Origin of the sequence: Pseudoxanthomonas sp. LjRoot143, assembly GCF_964252945.1 — a bacterium.
In the GTDB taxonomy this organism is placed as follows: domain Bacteria; phylum Pseudomonadota; class Gammaproteobacteria; order Xanthomonadales; family Xanthomonadaceae; genus Pseudoxanthomonas_A.
Genome location: NZ_CAXUPM020000001.1, coordinates 3,841,305 through 3,859,338 on the forward strand (window position 1 = coordinate 3,841,305; position 18,034 = coordinate 3,859,338).

The following is an 18,034-nucleotide window of genomic DNA, read 5'->3' on the forward strand; positions in this document are numbered from 1 at the left end:
TCCAGGCTCACAAGTCCGCTTCCGGTCAGAAGCGGACATCGGGAAACGGCTGAACTGAGCGGTGCGCAGGCCGTTGCTTGGTTGCTGCTGCCGTCAGCAGAGTCTGCCCATCGGAAGGATTCGGGGAGTGGCATGCCGCTATGCTACGAGCCGCCACCCCAAGGACTGAGACCGCCGGTCGTGTCGCGGCCGGTGGCAGAATGGTCCATGCCTACGTGCCTGACGTCCTCCGAGTCCAACGTTCGTGTACGAACACTGTATCCCCGGCGGGTTCCGCTTCGGGTTGGCTGCCGCCACTCAAGCTATCCCAAGCAATGGCGCCACCTCATGGTGCGCACGCCAGACAAACGGCAGGGTCCAACTCTCGACCGACCTAGCGAAGACAAACCTCTGCGACCTCGCTACCGTTCTTGCATTGAGCTGGCGAATCACCCGCGGGGCGGCCTCGCGATAAGTCGACGGTTGCGGTCCGTCCCAGGTAGCGAACAGCGTTGCGTCCGCCGCCAGCGGGATTGAAAGCTCCGATTGCCTTCGTCCTATTCCAATTTCCTCGAAGTAGAACAGTGGGTTGTCACTAGTGAAGTAGCTGCCACTCTCATCTACTAGAAGCTCCCATTTCATGGACAACATTGCGCTGACCATGCGCGCCCCTGGCCCCTCTGCCAGAGTCTTGTGCCAAATATCGGCCGGAGGATTCTGGACATACTTTGCGATAAGGGCATCAACAACCGACATTGCGTCTTGTGCGTCGCCACGAACCTCAGAAGCGAGGCTCGGGTCCACTGCAAGCTTCCGTCTGATGTTCTCGCGCGCGACAACGGCGGCACTCGGAAGCTGCTCCGCAACTCTAATGCGACCTCTAGGTACGCGCTTCCAGAGCATCACGATGTACTGGCTAAGTCTCTCGCGATCGACTTGACGAAGTGGCTGACGATTGCGCACGCGGCCCAGTGCCTCCTGCGCCGGAAGCTCAATATGCTCATTCAGCCAGTTCTCCAGCTCTTCCGTGTACATGCCGGTTTCGTTGGCTACTGACTTTGGCTGCGTTCTGAACTGGCTCCTCTTCTCACGATCAAGCACCCAAAGTCGCTCGTCTGTGCAGAAGCCACGTAGGTAGTACTGTGGAATGTAGTGGTGGCCCATCTACCAATGATATTCGCGAGACCAACTCCGAATCTGGCTTGGGGCCCAACGACGACGAGTTCTCTTACTACATTTCCCCGCAGGACGCTCGCAGGCCAGAATCCATACGACGATCCCGCTAACTACGACCAGCGAGGACTCCTCTGGCGAATCGACCGCAGTAGCGAATCGCCAGTTCGTCTTGATCCAGCCCCTTAAGCTCTTCGATGTCAGGTGCATCCTGCATGAACTCCAATAACCGTTCTTTGGGCGTGTGCCTGTAGGTCTCATAGGCGAACTCGAACCAATCCAACTGGGTCTCGGGCTGCTTTGTTCTCGCGTTCTTGTCCAGAACTCCAAAGAAAGTTTCTGGGTGCGCATTGTATGCTTCAAGCTCGGCGTCGGAGAGCGGATCTCGAGAGATGAAGCGATCCGATCCACACCGGAAGACGAGAGCAGCCTCCTTGTCCTCTGGAGAGACTAACCCAGACTCAAGGATGCAGGGATCTTCCATATCCTCGATTCTGTACGCCTCCCCCACAATCCAGCGCCGCGTAGCTTCGCCAAAAGAGAAGTGGGGAAGCTCGCCGTCGAAGGTTGATGGAATTGAGTAAGCCTTATAACGGTCCATCAGTTGGTACAGCGGTCCATGCATACGCTTTGCCTTGAACGCCTCTTCAACCGAAGGGTATTCCACGCCCACCCCAAACTCCGGTTTTTTGAACCCCAGGGGAACTATCATTCGCCTTGGTGGTGGCGCTTCGATGCATAGATGCGGAGAGAAGTTCGTCACAAAGAGAAAAGCTGGAGGTGCGGGCTTGCCGTCAATCGTTATAGATTGCTCACACTCACGAACCTGCTTTGTAAGCTCATCCGCGATAGTTTCATCAAGCGTGCTATCCCTGACATTTATATCAATGAACACCACACGCTCTACTTCGGCATCCTTTCTAAGCGCTCTGTACAGCTGATCTCTGATACTCAGGTGCTCTTTTTCGGCAATTCGAGACTTTGCCTCAACCCAGAATCGCCTCTCGTTGTTCGGGTCAATCGCATAGAACTCGCAGTGAGTAGAGCTTCCATCCCCTTCATCCTCCAGCTCTAGTTTCAGCCCGGCCAGAATGCATGTAGCCGCGACACAGGTCTCGTAGTACGCACCATGAAAATAGTGCGTTGACCGGAGTCTACGAAGCAGTCGCTTCTTTAGCTCTGAATTGTGTTGTAGCAGATAGAGGTTGTATGCAAGCCCAAAGTAGGCAGCATGCGCACCTACAGACCTCATCGTTCTTACGCCATTAGGCGTAGCTGGCGCCTGTTCTAACTGTTTCGCGTACTCATCGATCCAGGAGAACAATGGATGTCGCTCATCAGTGGGCTTTGCTAGCTCTTCGTCCGCCCAATGTTTTCCGAACGCGAGCTTTAGGTTGGTATCCAAGAAGTCTTCGAAAGTCTTCCAGTTGCCCCAGCGCAACTTATCCCCAACTCCTACGAATTGAACTTCGCCGAGCTTTGCACCAATGATTGGCTTGCCGCGTCCCTGTTGGTGCTGACGGCGGGCTTGGAGGGCTTCGTGGCGGGCCTTGCCGGCTTGGAAGCCCCTCTCCAGCTCCTCATTCCAGTGCGACGGGAAGGCTCCGTGGCATTTCTTGTAGATTTTACCGCTGCCGCACGGACAGGGGTCCATTCTTCGCGGCTCATTCTGATTCGTCATCGCTCTTCCTCCCAACCCTCGCGGCCGGAGTAGAACAGATTTCGGAGGGATCACGGTAGAGCTGTTAGATGAGCCACTTGGCGCGCCTGATGAGCCCAGCTTGGCTAGCGTTGCGGACGCTCGGCTGCTGGCTGTCGGCTTTGGGTCGGAAACGGACATCGAACTACTGCATTAAGCCGCGCCGCGAGACGGCGCTGGCTTGAATGAGTTGCTAGGCTGGCTACCGAACCTTGGACTGCGACCGCCGTTGTGCGGAGCCTTCATGGGTGTAAGCTGATCCGGTCTGAGCGGGGATCAACTCGGATCGATGCCGGTAGCCCACTGGCGTACATCAATTTCAGATATGTGAGCCCTATGGCACTGATTCCTTGCCGCGAGTGCGGAAGAACCATCAGCAGCGAAGCCGTCGCTTGCCCACAGTGTGGAGCGCCTCCACTTGCCGCCGCTGCCCCGCCCCAGATCATCGCCCCTGCACTTCCCACTGATGCCCGACGGGAGGCACAGGAGGAAACGCTGCACTCAGATCCCTACGTAAGTGTTACATCATCCCGAGTAATCATTCGGGGAACGACCTATGCGCTACGGAACATCACGTCCGTACGCATGACGGTTACGGCACCGAATACAACCCTGCCAACGTTGATGATCGTGTTCGGCGCCATTGTCCTGTTCATGGCGCTGCTGTCATTCCTCAACTCTGCCGCAGCTGGATTGACGACCTTGGTGATCGCCGCAGCCATCATTGGTCTTGGCGTGCTTTGGCTGAGGAGCTTGAAGACCTTCTTCCACGTCGCTATTGCCAGCTCATCGGGTGAGGCCAATGCCCTGAGCTCGATCGATAGAAGCTACATCGATACCGTCGTGCAGAGCATCAACAAGGCCATCGTCCAGTATCGGTGAACCGATTGCTGACGGACCCTGGCCTTTGGCATGCCGACTGATGGCAAGACCTAGTCGCCCTCCTCTGGTTTCAGGCGCCCTTTCAGAAACCGCCCGGAGCCACCGGAGAGCTCTTGCCGGTTGAAGAGTTTGGCCTTGAAGTTGAACTGATCGTCGATGCGGACGATCAGCAACTTCTCGAAGTCACCCTGTCTTTTCACTAGGACGTGGTCTGCCGTCTTCTCAGGCGAGATGGTCTTTACTTCAACGAGCTTGCCGTTCATTGTGCCATCGGAACCGGCTTCGCAGCTTCCATGACGACGTAGGCCGAATTTTACTTCGGCGTATATCTCGCCAAGCTCCCCCCATATCTGGAGATACCGACCTGTGTTGTGGAAGTGCCGCTCAGCACACTCGACTAGGTCATGGAAGATCTCGGTTTGCTCGAGTACGCTGAAAGGAAATCCGCTCCTGCTCTTGAATGGTTCTTTTGCCTTTACAGCGTTGGGAGCTTCAGCAGGAACACCACTGAGCGCCGCGTCGATCCAGTCCTTGCTGATGTACTCCCATTCCCAGGGAGCAAATCCCAACCCGGCGGCGATCGCAATCTCGTCCTCACTGTAGCCGCGTTGATTCATCTCATAGAGAAAGTCCCAGTCGCCCATGGCCTCCTACCTTCTTAAAGAATGAGCTCGCTCACTTAGAACTCGGACATGGGAATGCGGGTCGTGCGCATGTTGCCGCCGGCGACTTGATAGAGCGTCATCTCGATGGTGTCGTACTGGATGCCATCGAAGGTGTCCCACTGATTGAGGTTGAACGTCGTGGACTTGGCGATCGAGCCACTCTCACGATCCAGGTAGCGCACGTCGTACTGGCCAGGTGATATGTCCTCAACAACGAACTTGTCGCCTGCGCTGATGAAGAACGTTCTTACCGGATAGGCTTGTCCCAGTTCCAGCCTGACGAGTTTGACCAGGACATCCGATTGATTCTGGCCGTTGTCGATGGACACGGTAGACAAGCCGTCACCTTGGAGCTTGTCTTCGCCCACGATGTAGCCCGATCGCGTCGGTACCCGGTCCTTGCCGACCAGGGCTGCGATATGGTCCACCGGCTCAGGCGGTGCCGCCGCGATCGGTGTTTCGCTGACTACCTCCCAGGGCTTGACCTCAGCCGCAGGCCTCGTATCAGGCGATGGGGCGTGCGTAGCCTGAGGCGGTGGCGTACGGGTATAGGTGCTGGAGGGACGTGAGGGTGATTTGTCGGAGAAATTGATGCCCACGACGATCGCCAGCAAGACGAAGCCCCAAAAGAACAGGGCGCCGAAGGCGCGGCGCGGCGGCGACTCGGCATAGCGAGGCGGCTGTGCGGCCTGGGTGTACGAGGGTCTGGGTGTGGGTGGTTGCTGGGGCGGCGGTGGCGGTGGCGCCCAGTTCGCGCGGTCTTGCGCTTGGCGAGCTTCGGCTGCCTTGAGCTCTTCCTGACGGATCCACTCGTCGTGTTCCTGTCGAAGGTCTGGGTCCGACAGTACTTGGTAGGCGCGGTTGACCACCTGCATGATGCGCTCGGCATCACCACTGGTGTTCCGGTCCGGGTGGTACTTCTGGCAAAGCGTGCGGTAGGCCGCCTTGATCACTTCCGGTGGCGCGTTGCGCGTGACTTTTAGATTGTCGTAGTGCGTCGTAAAGCCGGACATCCGTATCCCCTGTCTCCCCGGAAGAAATCTTAAACACGTGGCGCCCCCGCCGGAGGGGGCGAAGCGGTCAGTGTTGGCCTGTCAGCTACCCCCTGACCCCACTCCAGGAACTGCAAGCCCACACCGGCCTTGATTCACTGCACCTACTGCCCCGCGCCGGTGAGGTGATCGGCCTCGGTGGAGGCAAACTTGAGTTGCCTGCCTCGCACATAGCCGACCTTGCCATCGTAGGTCTTGATCAACACCCACTTACCTTCCCGTGCCGAGGCTCTCACCGGCGAGCCGGCGGCCAGCTTGGCCACGTTGTCTCCCATCATGGAGGGCTTGGACTGCAGGACCACCTGACCCTTGAAGTCCTCTAAGGTCGCCTCGTAGGCGAACGTGGAATTGGGCAGATGGGAGAGATCGCCAGCGTCGCCGGTGGCTTGGGCGGGTGCAGCATCGGGTGACTCGACCTCAGCCGTACCGGGTTGACCTTCAAGTGAGAAGTCCAGAGCCAGCGTGCCCTCGCCAGCGGCACCGGGGCAGGCCCGGGCGCGACGCGCACCGGTGATTGCCGCCCTATCCAGCTCGGGATTGCCCGAACTGGTCTGGACCGTGACATCAAGGATTTCGCCTGCCTCATTCCAGCGCAACAGCACCACGGTCGTGCCCTCTTGGCCTTTCAGCAGCGCCTGGCGCGGATACGTCAATGTTGGCCTTTCGCACAGCGCCGCCGGCAGCAGGGGGCTGGCCTTCAGGCCCACCCCTGACTCCATGGACAGCGCGGCGTCCTGCTCGCTCGGGGACGGCGGGGCGACAGCGGGGGCGGGGTCGCTGGATCCACCACCACGGAACATCGAGAACACGACGTACACGACAACCGCCAGCGCCGTCGCACCAATGGTCGGCCCCACGATGCGGGTACTGGTGCTCTGGCACTTGGGGCAGCGATGCGATTGGTCCTTGCCCTTGGGAAACCACGTATAACCACAAGTCCCGCATTTGTTCTGCGGGCGAATCGTCTTTCTCATATCCCCAGACTCCCTTCCCCTACGCTCGATTGTACTGGCTGGATTTGCTGATCCAACAAGACCGCTGGCGGCACCTTCCGCATTGCAGCAGACCTGCTGGATCGTCGGCGCTACCCCGAGGAATCGCGGTAGCATTTTGGTTTGGGGAATTTGAGATGGGCAGGTACGGCCGGGGACAGTCCATCGGCTGGCGGCGCATCCGCTGATAGTGGTGAACAGAATGGACGCATTGAAATCACACCTGCGACCGATTGCCTCACGGGTCAGCCAGTACTTCCGTGACTTCCTGGATTCGGACTTCAAACGTCAGCAGGCGCCTCGCCGGCGCATCGTGCTGACATCCGAGAGCGGCTTTCGCTCCGGACTGCGGACCTCGCCCTATCCCAGTCTGGATCGCGACCTCTGGTCGCTGGTCAGTCGGCCCAGCGGGGATGATCTGTCCTTGTCGATCGGCCCACGTAAGTACACCCGCCCGATCAGCCCCGTGCTGCGCAAGGTGATCGAGGAGCAGGTCAACGCGATCCCGGCCTCGGCGGTGGAGATCGTGCAGCACGAAGCGGGTGCTCTGGCTGTAAGCACCTACGCCAGCGCAGTGAAGGATCCGGAGCTGTGGATCGATGGCGTGCAGGCCCATCTGGCCGACAAGGTCTCCGAGCACATTATCCGCCCGCTGATCGCCCATCTGGATGGGCCACTGCGCAGCCAGGCTTATTGGGTGGTGGATTCCCTGCATGCGGCAGAGCGCGACCTGGTAGAGCGGGTCAGCGCGGATCTGTCCAGGATCCTGCCCGAGCAGCTGGCCAAGTTGCTGGCGACCCAGGATTCAGCCCCCCTGCTTGAGGCCATCCGGCAGTTCCTCACCCTGGAAGGTACGCACCAGGCGTTGATCACCTTCTTCGACGGCTATGTCGCCGCGGATGCTTACCTCGAGTTTCGCGACCTGGAGACGTATGTCACCACCAGCGACAACCTGCAGCTCTACCTGTACATCGGCGCGGTCAAGTACAAGGGCAACCAGTACCCGTTGTTCTTCCTGCCGATTGAGGTACAGCGTGAGACCAGTGGTGCGGGGTACCAGCTCAAGCTGGTCAACCACCTCTATGCCAACCGCAAGGCGATCGACTTTGTCCTGCAGGAACTGGCCGCCGGTTTGAATCGGGCGTGGGTATCGCCCATTCCCGAACGCATCACTTACCTCAAGCCAGAGCAGTCCGTTTACGAGGAAGCGCGCCTGCTGTTCCGGCGTGTGGCCAATGCCATGGATCTGGGCGGAGAAATCGATCTGTCCTCGAGCTCCCAGGATGCAGCTACCGCCCAAGTGGGGCTGTCCAGTGCGCTGTATCTGGCGGCTTTCGAACGGGCAGATGAGGCGCTGCTCAACGACTACGAGGAGATATTGGATGCCCTGAACAAGGGCGGCTCGGCCGTGGTCGACCTCTTCGAAGGCATCGTAGGTGGGGTGCTGCGCGAGAATCCCAAGTCCATCGCCGCGGCGGTGGAGTCCGAGTGGGAGGCCCTGCCCATGGTGGATCGGGTGGTCTATGACTCGCCCATTCCTCTCAATGAGGAACAGCGCAAGGTACTGCTGGCCGTGCGTCACCCGGAAGGCAAGATCGTCGTGGTGGCAGGTCCTCCCGGTACCGGCAAGAGCCACACCATCACCGCCATCGCCGCCGACTGCGCCTTCAACCATCGCTCCTGCCTGGTTCTTTCAGATAAGACCGAGGCCCTGGACGTGGTCTACGACAAGCTGTCCGAGGCGATGTCGCGTGTCAGGCACGATCCGGACTTCCCCAACCCTTTGCTCCGCTTGGGTCAGCAAGCGGCGAATTTCAAGAAGCTCACTTCCAACCAAGCCATCACCCAGATCGGCGCTTACGCCAAAGCGATGAAGGCCAACCAGTCGCGGCTGGAAGCCGAACGCCAGGGTAAGGCGGTAGAGCTGAAGGAACAGATTGCCAAGACAGTGACCGCCTTGGGGGCCATCGAGCTGACCTCGGTGCATGCCATGCATCAGGACGAAGCTCACTTGGCCGAGCTCGAGCCTGCGCTGCTGGATCAACTACGTCGCTGCAAGGACGCGCGCCTACTGCCGGAGTTGGATGCCATCGGGCCCCTGCTGCAGGACCTTGAGGCGTATCTGACCAACGTATTTGAGGAACGCGACTACTCAGCCACGACCCTTTGGGATCGGCTGAATCTGGAATTGGCGCTATCCCAGTTCCTCAAGGACGCTGGTCCACGACCTTGGAACATGTTCGAGCAGCTGGATGCCGATCAGCTTCGTATCCTGGGCGGCCTGCTGGTGACCTACGGTCAGCTGCGCATGCCGGTACTCGGTTATCTGCTGCGCGGCGGGCAGGTGCGTGAGCTGGAGCGTCAACTCAACCTGCTCCCGGTAACCCAGCCACTCCTGCTTAAAGCCTCGCACACCCAGCTTCAGGCGGTGGTGTCCGGCGGCAACGCCCTCAGGCTCAAGTTGGCGGGCCAAGGACAGGAGCATGCTTTCCCCGCTGCCTATCGCTGGTTGGCCATGTCCCGCCCCGCGGACCCCACGGCCACGGGCGCCGCGCAGACGTTTGCCCTCCTTCGCAGGATCGACCCCACCATCCTGGACAAGCTGCTCGAGCGCCCCAAGGATGATGCGCGGCTCTGGCCACTGGCCATCCGCTTCCTGACCGGGTGGCTCAAGACACAACAGGCCTTTGCCGCGGCGCCCCAGATCGACTACGTGGGTACCAAGACGCAGCTGGAGCGCCTCAACACCTCGGTCATGAACTCCCACGTCGATGGGCGACTGATCAACTTCATGGACAACTACCGCTCTGATGCACGGGCCCTGGCCGGCGTGATCTCCAGTCGCCAGAAGTTTCCTGAGGAGAAGTTCGGTCAGGTACGAGAGAGCTTCCCGGTCATCATCGCCAGCATTCGAGAGTTCGGCGAGTTCATGCCTCTTGCCCCGGACTTGTTCGATGTCGTGGTCATCGATGAGGCTTCCCAGGTCTCGGTTGCCCAGGCCCTACCGGCGCTGCTGCGCGCCAAGAAAGTTGTGGTGCTGGGCGATGACAAGCAGTTCTCCAACGTCAAGTCTTCCAATGCCAGCATTGAGCAGAACGAGAAGTACCGCAGCGAGCTGACCAACTACTTCCGCTCCAACGTCAGTGATGCCGCCGATGCCTTGCAGCGACTGTCTATGTTTGACGTCAAACGCTCGATTCTGGAGTTCTGCAACCACGCGGCCTCCTACTCGGTGATGCTGCGCAAGCACTTCCGCTCCTATCAGGAACTGATCGGCTACTCCTCAGGCACCTTCTATGGCCATCAGCTGCAGGCCATCAAGATTCGGGGCGTCCCCGTGGATGAGGTCATCCGGTTCGACCAGGTCGATACCACGGACAAGAAGGTCACTCGCGGCACCAATGAAGCGGAGGCAGACTTCATCCTGGACCGACTGTTGGAGCTGATCGAAGAGGACGATCCGCCGACCGTGGGCGTGATTACGCCCTTTCGTGAGCAGCAAACCTACCTGTCCAAACGCCTGTTCAATCACTCACAGGGCACCGAGTTTGAGCGCCTGCTCCGGCTCAAGGTCATGACCTTCGATAGCTGCCAGGGTGAAGAGCGCAACATCATCTTCTACTCCATGGTCGCCAGCGCTGAGCACGATGCCCTGAACTATGTTTTCCCGGTGGCCTTGACCGATGCCCAGCAAGCCGTTGAGGAGAAGCTCAAGGTTCAGCGCCTCAATGTGGGTTTCAGCCGTGCCCAGGAGATGGTCTGGTTCGTTCACTCCAAGCCGCTGCATGAGTACCGCGGCTCCATCGGACAAGCCTTGCACCACTACGCCAACGTACTGAGCAATGCCGCGCGCCTGCCTGAGGCACAGGATGTAGACCCCTCCAGCCCGATGGAAGCCAAAGTCCTGGACTGGCTCCACAAGACCGCCTTCTACCAGGAGAACATGGACGATATCGACGTGTTCGCCCAGTTCGAGGTCGGCACCTATCTCAAGCAGCTGGATCCGACCTACCAACATCCGGCCTGGCGCGTGGACTTCCTGGTGACCTATCAGTCGCCCAAAGGTCCGATCCAGATCGTGATCGAGTACGACGGCTTTGAGCATCACTTCCAGAAAGGAAAACACGTCCATGTCGGCAACCATGAGCGGTACCTCCATGAGGCTGACGTGGAGCGCCAGCTAACCCTGGAGAGCTACGGCTATCGCTTCCTGCGCATCAACCGATTCAACCTGGGAGACGACCCAATCAGCACGCTGTCCGAGCGCTTGTATCGTCTGGTCGAGATCGCCGTCGGCGAGCAGCGCTCAGAGGTGGTCAGCCATGTGCAATCTCAAGCGGCCGGCCTGGCGAGCAAGGAGCTCAAGCCCTGCTCACGGTGTGGTGAGATTAAGGAGCAAGCGGAGTACTTTGATCCCACGCTAAAAGGTGGGGCCGGAGGTTACGGCCGCGTCTGCCTACCTTGCAAAGGGGCCAATGGGGCGCCAACACCCAAAGCCAGAAGATCCAAGCGGCGGCGGTGGCATTAGTGGTAAGTGAGCCGCCAGCCCGACATATTCTCAGTTGGTGCGATACCGAAGCAGTAGGTTCGTGGCATCCAAAGGTACGAAGGTGCGCGCCATGACCATGCCAACTGAGCGGACTAGGGCATTGCTTTGGGCCGGAGGCTTCCTGATTGAACTGGCCAGAGATAAGCGCCTGCCGGTGGAAGTTAGACGCCGAGCAGTTGTTATTGCCCGACACTTCCCTACTAAGGAAGATGTGACCGACCTAGCCTTTCTACAGCCAATTGAGTCTGGTGGTCCTCTGGCACCTCCAGACGAGGTGGCTTGGAGAGATGACTGCAAGTACGGTCCGCTACTGCACGGATCACGCTTCGGTTGGCCGGAGTGACGTCAGATTCTGGTCGGTAAGGCAGGCCCGAAGTGCCACGAAGGGACCAAGCGGATCCTTGTATCTGTCGCAAACTCTTTTAATCTCAGTGCCTTACGACTCGGCCACCATCTCTCTCACTAATTCCTAGTTTTTTTCTCTCATTTATTCGTGGTGGGCCCACCCCGCCGCGAAAGCGCGATACCCTCGCGCCAATGGGTCCGTGGCCGCCTCGTCTGTTTTACGCGCGACGTCCTTGCCCTTGACCGACTGTCGCTGATGTCCGACCTGGAAGCCCGTGCGCTGGATCTGTTCGACGAGTACGTCGACCTGGCGCCGTTGCAGCGTTCCGCTGCCCTCGCACGATTGAAGGATCGAGACTCCCCCCTCCACGACGCGCTGCTGCGCCTGCTGTCGGCCGATGCGGCGGCCCATCCGCTCGAAGTCGCGGCCTTCGACCTCCTGGGCGAGGCGTCGACGGAAGGCGACGATGATGACGCATCGGCGCGCGTGGGCAACCGGCTGGGGCCATGGCGGATCGATCGTGTCCTCGGATCGGGCGGCATGGGAACCGTCTACGGCGCCAGCCGTGCCGATGGCCAGTACGAGAAGCAGGTCGCGCTGAAGTGCATGCGCGCGGAGATCTCGTCGCCTGCGCTGATCGATGCCTTCATGCGCGAGCGCAACCATCTCGCGCAACTCGATCACCCGCATATCGCGCCCTTGCTGGATGGCGGCGTCGAGGCCGACGGCAGGCCCTGGTTCGCGATGCGCCTCGTGCACGGCACCGCCATGGACCTGTGGGCGGACCAGCAGCGGCTCGGGCTCGCGGAGCGCATGCGCCTGCTGCTGCAGGCATGCCAGGCGCTGCGGTATGCCCACGATCACGGCGTGCTGCACCAGGACATCAAGCCCGGCAACCTGCTGGTGTCGACCGACGGCCGCGTACATCTGGTGGATTTCGGGCTGTCGGCCGTCACCGGCAGCCTGCATGGCGCGGCGGCCCCACGGATCGCCGTGTCCAATGGGTACACACCACCGGACGTGCTGTCGGGTGCGGCGGCATCGGTGGCCAGCGATGTCTACTCGATCGGCGTGATGCTGTACCAGTTGCTCGTCGGCGACTGGCCCCGCCCCCTGCTTCCCCTGCATGCCAGCCTCATCGGACTTCCTTCGATGCCTGCCCGCGCGCCGTCCGCGCTGGCGATGTCGAGTTCACCGGAACTGGCGAGGAAACGGGGCGGCCTGGACCCACGACGCCTGCGCAAGCGGCTGCAGGGCGACCTGGATGCCATCGCCATGAAGGCCGTCGCACTGGCGCCGGAGGACCGGTATGCGAGCGTAGATGCGCTGATCGACGACCTGGAACGCTGGCTCACGCGACATCCGGTGGTCGCACGTGGCGGGCGGCGCACCTATGTGTTCGGACGTTTCCTGCAACGGAACGCGCTGGCCAGCGCGCTGGCGGCCAGCGTGGTGGTCGTGGGCACCGCCGGCGCCGGCGTGCTGGGGTGGCTGCATCGCCAGGACCGACAGACGCTGCACGATGCCCAGGCGGTGTCCTCCGTGTTCGAACAGACCCTCGGCAGCGTGACCTTGTCGGGACTGGCGGACACCCGCCCGTCGTCCCGCCATCTGCTGGGGAGGACCGAAGCAGGCCTGCGCGCGCTTTCCCTGGATGCCAGCCCCGCCATCAAGGCGAGGGCGCTCGCTGCTCTGGCACGTAGCTACGCAGCACTGGGCGACTACCGACAGGCCCTGGCGCTGGCGGGCGAAGCCCATGGCCTGCTGTCGAACGATGCGGCCGGCGATGCCGACACCCAGGCCATGCTGGCGATGCTGCTCAACCTGCAGGCGCGCCATGCGGAAGCGCGTGATGTCGCCACGCAGGGACTGCAGCGCTCGACATCCACCCAGACGAGCGCAGACCCCTCCACGCTCGGACTGCTGGTCGAGTTGGCACGCGCGCACTGGGGATTGTCCGAGTACGACGCCGCATTCGACGCGCTCGCCTTCGCACAACGCAGCGCCGCCGGCACGTCCTCGCAGACGGCCCTCGACATGCAGGTGGAACTGCTCGTGCTGCGTGCACAGTGGCATCTCCAGCTGCTGGACCTGACGGCCGCGGACATCGAGCTGCAGAACGCGGCCCGCGCAGCGCACGCAAGCGCGCCGACCGTGAAGGAGAGCGTGAGTGAAGCCATGCTCCCGCTGCTGATGCTCCGGGAGCGTTATGCGGAAGCTTCCGAACGGGCCACCGCACTGTTCGATGCGCGTCGCCAGCGCCTGGGTGCGCATCATCCCGATACCGCACGAAGCCTGCGCCTGCAGCTTGACGTCGCTTCGCGAACCCCAGGCAACGCCGCCCTCGCGACCACCGCCGTGCAGGCGGCACACGAGGCCATCCTCGCCACCTACGGTGCCCGGCACCCGGAGTACGCACAGCTGCTGCTGCTCGAGGCCCGCGTCGCATCACGCGGCGACGCAGGCAAAGGCGCAGCCCTTTCGCGACAGGCGGTCCAACTGCTGGAGAGCACGCTGGGTCCGCGTCATCCCACGACACTGGATGCGAAGGAGGAGCAGGCGACGGCGTTGCTGGCCTTCGCCCACCAGACGCCTGCCATGTCCGCGCCACTCCCGTTGCGCGAAGCGATCAGTCTGCTGCAGGAAGTGATCCACGCCACCGGGCAGCGTCACTGGCCGTCACCCGGTGCCCGGCACCTGCTGGCGCAGGCGCTGCTGCAACGCGCCCGTCTTGCCGGCCCGACGTCGGTTGCGGATCGGCGTCAGGCCGAAACCCTGCTGCAGGACGCACTGGTGGAAGCCAGTCGGCACTTCGGTGCGCGCCATGCCAGCACTACCACGATCCGCGCGACGCTGGTGCGGGACTATCAACCGGACGCGGCCCAGGCGGGGCCCCAGCCAGATCATCGTCTCGATGACGCGCCTTCTCGCGGCGGAGCGCCTCGCTGAGGCGCCGCACCGTCGGACCGGACCGGACGTCAGTACGTGCCGACCAGGTTCAGGAACCAGCCCTTGTGGTCGTAGTCGAAGTCGGTCAGGTCGTCGCTGAAGTCGGTGAAGTTGTAACCCACACCGATACGGAAGTTCTTGCTGAGGTCGCGATCGACACCCAGCAGGACGCCCTGCTTCGACCCACCGTCATCCACGTCGAGCCAGCGGTACTCCGCCAAGGCATGCCACTGCGTGCGCAGGTCGTAGCGCACCTGCGCCGCCGCGAACGTGGTGGCCGAATCCAGCCACACGCCCGTGCCACGCCCCATGCGCACTTCGCCTTCGCGGCGCGCCAGCTTGCCGGCGAATTCCCAGCGCTGGTCCAGCTTGTACACGCCTTCGAATGAGAGGATCTGCGACTTCTGGTCGTAGTCCGCGCCGCCGATCTGGCCGAGTGTGGCCAGGTCGTACAGGTAGGTGTAACGGCCGAACAGGCCCCAGCGCTGGTTGTCCCAGGGACGGTAAGCGAAGCCCACGTTGCCTTCGATGAAGCGGGCGCTGGCCAGCGGATCCAGCTGATCGTCGGTGTCTGCGTAATTCAACCGTGCCGCGATGCGCCAGCTCTCGTTGAACTTGTGCGTCAGGCGGTTCGTGCTGACCCACTGCTCACGCTGCTCGGCACCGTTGTCCTCGCGCCACTCCAGCTTGCTCTGCCAGTCGGTATCCGGCGACGTGCGACCACCCGACACGCTGATCGCGCGGCGATCGACATTGCCGCCCGCCGTGTTGGTCAGCTCGCCATCGGACAGCGTGAACCCCATGTTCCAACCCTGGGCCGGATAGAAATCCATGCCGAAGGTATGCGCCAGCCCGGAAGCATCACGCTCCTTCAGGAACTGGCTCTCGTTGTACAGGTTGACCTGGTTGGACAGGCGCCAGCGCTGGCCCAGCGTCCAGCCATTCTGGGCGCTGCGGTTGAACACCGAATCGTAGTCGGTGGTATCGGTCGAGTAGGTGTACGCGCCGTAGATCGAGTGTTCCGCGGTCAGGCGATGCTCGGCATTGACGGTGGCGGCTTCGCCACGGTCGCCCGTGGTGACTTCCGCACCCACGGACGACTGGTTGCCGTACAGGTACTTGCCACCGAGGGTCAGTGCGTTGTTGTCGGCGTACTCGCCGCCATCGTCGTCCAGCGTCACCTGCCCGATACCGTACAGCTCCAGCGAGCTGCCGAAGCGGTGCAGGTACTTCAACGCACCCAGCGTGCCGGCGGCATCGGCCGCGGTGCCTTCCTGATCCACGCGGCGGACTTCCGCACTGAATGTGCTGGCGTCATTGACGCGCCATTCCAGCGTGGCCTGCGCCTGCGTCAACGTTTCCACGCCGCTCTCGGCACGGGTGTAGCGCGTGTACAGGCCCAGGTTGGGCGTGAACTGGCCCAGCAGCTCGGCACCGTATTCGGTGACCGGACGGCCGGTGTCGTAGCGCGAGATGGAATAGCCCGCGCTGGTGTTGCGCCACCACGCACCGACACTCCAGTCCTGCTCGGTCCAGCCCAGTTCCTTGAAGTTGGCGCGCGCTTCCAGCGACTTGGCGTCGCCTTCGCGGAACAGCGCGGTGTCGTTCTGCTGGATGAAGCTCAGGCCGCCGTTGTCGGAGAAGAACACCGGTGCGCCGAACGACTCGGTCTGCGCGTACTCGGCCTTGATGTAGGTGCCCTTGCCGGCCTGCAGGGTGAGATCGCCAGCCGCCAGCGTGTAGTCCTCGCCCGCACGGTTCTCCTGCACGTAGGTCGCTCCCACGCCAACGTGGTTACCGAACCAGTGCTTGCCGCGGAAGCCGGCGGTGATGTCGTCGGCATCGAAGCCCGACGGCACCCATTCGTAGTCCACGATCAGGCGCTGCTCGAAACCGTCCAGCGGCGTATCGCGGGTCAGCGTGGGCGCGTTCTCACGGGTGATCTGGGCCAGCGGGCGCGTCAGCAGCACGCGACCCTGCAGTTCGTCGATCTCATAGTCGGTGCCACGCTGCAGGACCACGCGGTTCTCGGTGCGTCCGGTGGTCAGGTCGCGGATCTCCAGCGTCACCACGTCGGAGCCCGGCAACAGGTCGGTGTGCCGCAGGTAGTACAGGCTGCCGCCGGTACCGATGAACTCGTTGTGGCCCGGCGCGGTTTCCGCCCGGGAACCGAACACGCGCACTTCGCTTCCGGGATCGCCCCAGCGGTTGGTCGCATTGGAGCGCCAGTTCAACGCCGCGCCGTACAGCGAGCGCTGGTACTGGGCGTACTCGGTGCCGGTGATGCCGGTGCTGTAGTTGCCCCACAGCGCCTGGTTCTTGTCCCAGTCCACGCGCAGGTAGAAGCGGCCCATCGTGTCCACGTCGCGGTACGTCGTGGAGTCGTCGCCATAGACGGGGTAGTACAGGTCCGGATCGAGGCGACGGAAGATGTCCTGGGGATCGGCTTTCGTGAAGCCGTCGAACAGGCGCTCGAGGTCGCGCTGGGTGGTGTCGGCCTGCGCGGTGACCAGATACTTGCCGGCGTATTTGGCCTTGCCATAGAACGCGAGGCGACCGTCGCTGATCACGTCGTCCTGATAGCGCGTGTCGTTGGCGAACGCGGCGCCCGAACCGCTGACCTTGTTCTGCGAGACGGTGACGTCGGCCAGGCCGACGCCGAAGAAGTAGCGGCCCGTCACGTCCACGTCCAACGCGTGCGTCGCGGCCCGTCCGCTGCCGTCACCATGGCCGGTCTCGCCCACTCCGATCTCGAAGCGGTGGCGGCCCACCGGCACCAGATACTCGGCGACGAACTTGCGCTCCAGATCCACCGGATACTGCTCGCCGTTGATGGTCAGCTGCGCCCGGTCGGGGATATTGCGGCCCTGGATGCGGATGCGGGAGCCGTACATCGGGATGTTCTGTTGACGCAACCCATTGCCGGAGAACACGTCGTCCAGCTGACGCTGCGCCTGCGCCTGCTCGCTCGACAACGACGTGCCGAGCGCACGCTCGGCGCTGTCGCGCAGCAGGTTCGCGCCGCGCTCGGCCTCTTCCGGAGACACCAGCTGCAGCGTGCGCGGATAGGTCTCATCGAAGCTGTCGCCCTCACCGTAGGCGCGCAGCACGTAGACGAGTTCGTCGCCCTTGCGGAACGGATACCTGGCCGGCAGCGCGCCATCCCAATCGGCCTGGGTCACGCCGGCCACATCCAGCGGCACGGTGGCGATCGGCTCGATCAGGTCGGCATCGCTACTGCGATAGAGCGAGATTTCCAGGCGCTTGATGAAGGCCGGGTAGTTGCCCCGCACGTAGAACTGCACTGGCTTGGTGATGCGCTGGCCGTCGAACGACACGATCGTCGGGGCGGACACCGACAGCTCCGGCTGGCCGAGCGTGGGATCCTCGGTCGCCCAGATGGCGCCGCCGCCGGGCAGGTCGATGGAGAACTTGCCCATCGCCGTCGCCTTGCCGGGCTGCTCGGTCGCCACGGTCACGCGGCGGTCGGGCTGCAGGGCCGGAGACGAGGACTGCTCGCTCGTGCCTTGGGTGACCGGCCTGTCGTAGCTGCGCGTGCGCAGCCGGAACAGCAGGCCCTCCTCGCCGGCGCACTGTTGGCCATCGCATTCCACCGGTGCCGCCGCCTCGCCGGTCTTCGCCGGGGCCGGCACAGGCGCCTGCGCGGCGGCGACCGGGGTGGCACCCGCCAACAGTCCGATCAGCGTGTAGTCCAGCAGCTTCATCTTCATACGCTTCTTCATGATCC

Annotated in this window: 10 protein-coding genes; 4 read left to right on the forward strand and 6 right to left on the reverse strand. The window is 62.2% G+C overall.

Translation table 11 applies throughout. The features are described 5' to 3' along the window. Window positions 1–297: 297 nt before the first annotated feature. Together ACSQ1W_RS18540 and ACSQ1W_RS18545 are read right to left on the reverse strand one after the other, a co-directional pair. The gene (locus ACSQ1W_RS18540) at window positions 298–1,143 is read right to left on the reverse strand and encodes a DUF4238 domain-containing protein (RefSeq protein WP_436045305.1); all 846 of its coding nucleotides are present in this window, start codon (window positions 1,141–1,143) and stop codon (window positions 298–300) included. Between the two features lie 118 nt (window positions 1,144–1,261). After that, on the reverse strand, window positions 1,262–2,833 hold the full coding sequence (locus tag ACSQ1W_RS18545; RefSeq protein ID WP_436045306.1) for a YecA family protein: 1,572 nt from the start codon (window positions 2,831–2,833) through the stop codon (window positions 1,262–1,264). Between the two features lie 354 nt (window positions 2,834–3,187). Here ACSQ1W_RS18545 and ACSQ1W_RS18550 point away from each other — a divergent pair, with 354 nt between their 5' ends. Continuing rightward, window positions 3,188–3,733 (forward strand): DUF6232 family protein, encoded by a 546-nt coding sequence (locus tag ACSQ1W_RS18550; RefSeq protein ID WP_436045307.1) that lies wholly within the window; start codon window positions 3,188–3,190, stop codon window positions 3,731–3,733. 50 nt (window positions 3,734–3,783) lie between these two features. On the opposite strand, the gene ACSQ1W_RS18555 is transcribed toward ACSQ1W_RS18550, so the two are convergent. The 3 genes from ACSQ1W_RS18555 to ACSQ1W_RS18565 form a co-directional block, all read right to left on the reverse strand. Further along, window positions 3,784–4,377 carry a hypothetical protein gene (locus tag ACSQ1W_RS18555; RefSeq protein ID WP_436045308.1) on the reverse strand — a complete coding sequence of 198 codons (594 nt, stop codon included), beginning with the start codon at window positions 4,375–4,377 and terminating at the stop codon, window positions 3,784–3,786. A 35-nt stretch (window positions 4,378–4,412) separates the two neighbouring features. Continuing rightward, window positions 4,413–5,411 (reverse strand): J domain-containing protein, encoded by a 999-nt coding sequence (locus ACSQ1W_RS18560; RefSeq protein ID WP_436045309.1) that lies wholly within the window; start codon window positions 5,409–5,411, stop codon window positions 4,413–4,415. Between the two features lie 143 nt (window positions 5,412–5,554). Continuing rightward, window positions 5,555–6,424 carry a TonB family protein gene (locus ACSQ1W_RS18565; RefSeq protein WP_436045310.1) on the reverse strand — a complete coding sequence of 290 codons (870 nt, stop codon included), beginning with the start codon at window positions 6,422–6,424 and terminating at the stop codon, window positions 5,555–5,557. Window positions 6,425–6,644: 220 nt separating this feature from the next. On the opposite strand from ACSQ1W_RS18565, the gene ACSQ1W_RS18570 reads away from it, so the two are divergent. From ACSQ1W_RS18570 to ACSQ1W_RS18580, 3 genes are all read left to right on the forward strand, one after another. Further along, on the forward strand, window positions 6,645–10,970 hold the full coding sequence (locus ACSQ1W_RS18570) for an AAA domain-containing protein (protein WP_436045311.1): 4,326 nt from the start codon (window positions 6,645–6,647) through the stop codon (window positions 10,968–10,970). 97 nt (window positions 10,971–11,067) lie between these two features. Next, window positions 11,068–11,334 carry a BPSL0761 family protein gene (locus ACSQ1W_RS18575; protein ID WP_436046248.1) on the forward strand — a complete coding sequence of 89 codons (267 nt, stop codon included), beginning with the start codon at window positions 11,068–11,070 and terminating at the stop codon, window positions 11,332–11,334. Between the two features lie 258 nt (window positions 11,335–11,592). Continuing rightward, complete coding sequence (locus tag ACSQ1W_RS18580) at window positions 11,593–14,286, forward strand: protein kinase domain-containing protein (RefSeq protein ID WP_436045312.1); 2,694 nt, start codon at window positions 11,593–11,595, stop codon at window positions 14,284–14,286. A 29-nt stretch (window positions 14,287–14,315) separates the two neighbouring features. Here ACSQ1W_RS18580 and ACSQ1W_RS18585 read toward each other — a convergent pair whose 3' ends face one another. Beyond that, window positions 14,316–18,029, reverse strand: coding sequence for a hypothetical protein (locus ACSQ1W_RS18585; protein ID WP_436045313.1), 3,714 nt, complete (start codon window positions 18,027–18,029; stop codon window positions 14,316–14,318). Between the last annotated feature and the right edge of the window lie 5 nt (window positions 18,030–18,034).

Bases quoted from the DNA above. Each gene is read 5' to 3' on its own strand.
- ACSQ1W_RS18565 (WP_436045310.1), bottom strand. From the start codon at position 6,424: ATGAGAAAGACGATTCGCCCGCAGAACAAATGCGGGACTTGTGGTTAT.
- ACSQ1W_RS18585 (WP_436045313.1), bottom strand. From the start codon at position 18,029: ATGAAGAAGCGTATGAAGATGAAGCTGCTGGACTACACGCTGATCGGA.
- ACSQ1W_RS18580 (WP_436045312.1), top strand. From the start codon at position 11,593: ATGTCCGACCTGGAAGCCCGTGCGCTGGATCTGTTCGACGAGTACGTC.
- ACSQ1W_RS18550 (WP_436045307.1), top strand. From the start codon at position 3,188: ATGGCACTGATTCCTTGCCGCGAGTGCGGAAGAACCATCAGCAGCGAA.
- ACSQ1W_RS18570 (WP_436045311.1), top strand. From the start codon at position 6,645: ATGGACGCATTGAAATCACACCTGCGACCGATTGCCTCACGGGTCAGC.
- ACSQ1W_RS18545 (WP_436045306.1), bottom strand. From the start codon at position 2,833: ATGACGAATCAGAATGAGCCGCGAAGAATGGACCCCTGTCCGTGCGGC.
- ACSQ1W_RS18560 (WP_436045309.1), bottom strand. From the start codon at position 5,411: ATGTCCGGCTTTACGACGCACTACGACAATCTAAAAGTCACGCGCAAC.
- ACSQ1W_RS18555 (WP_436045308.1), bottom strand. From the start codon at position 4,377: ATGGGCGACTGGGACTTTCTCTATGAGATGAATCAACGCGGCTACAGT.
- ACSQ1W_RS18540 (WP_436045305.1), bottom strand. From the start codon at position 1,143: ATGGGCCACCACTACATTCCACAGTACTACCTACGTGGCTTCTGCACA.
- ACSQ1W_RS18575 (WP_436046248.1), top strand. From the start codon at position 11,068: ATGCCAACTGAGCGGACTAGGGCATTGCTTTGGGCCGGAGGCTTCCTG.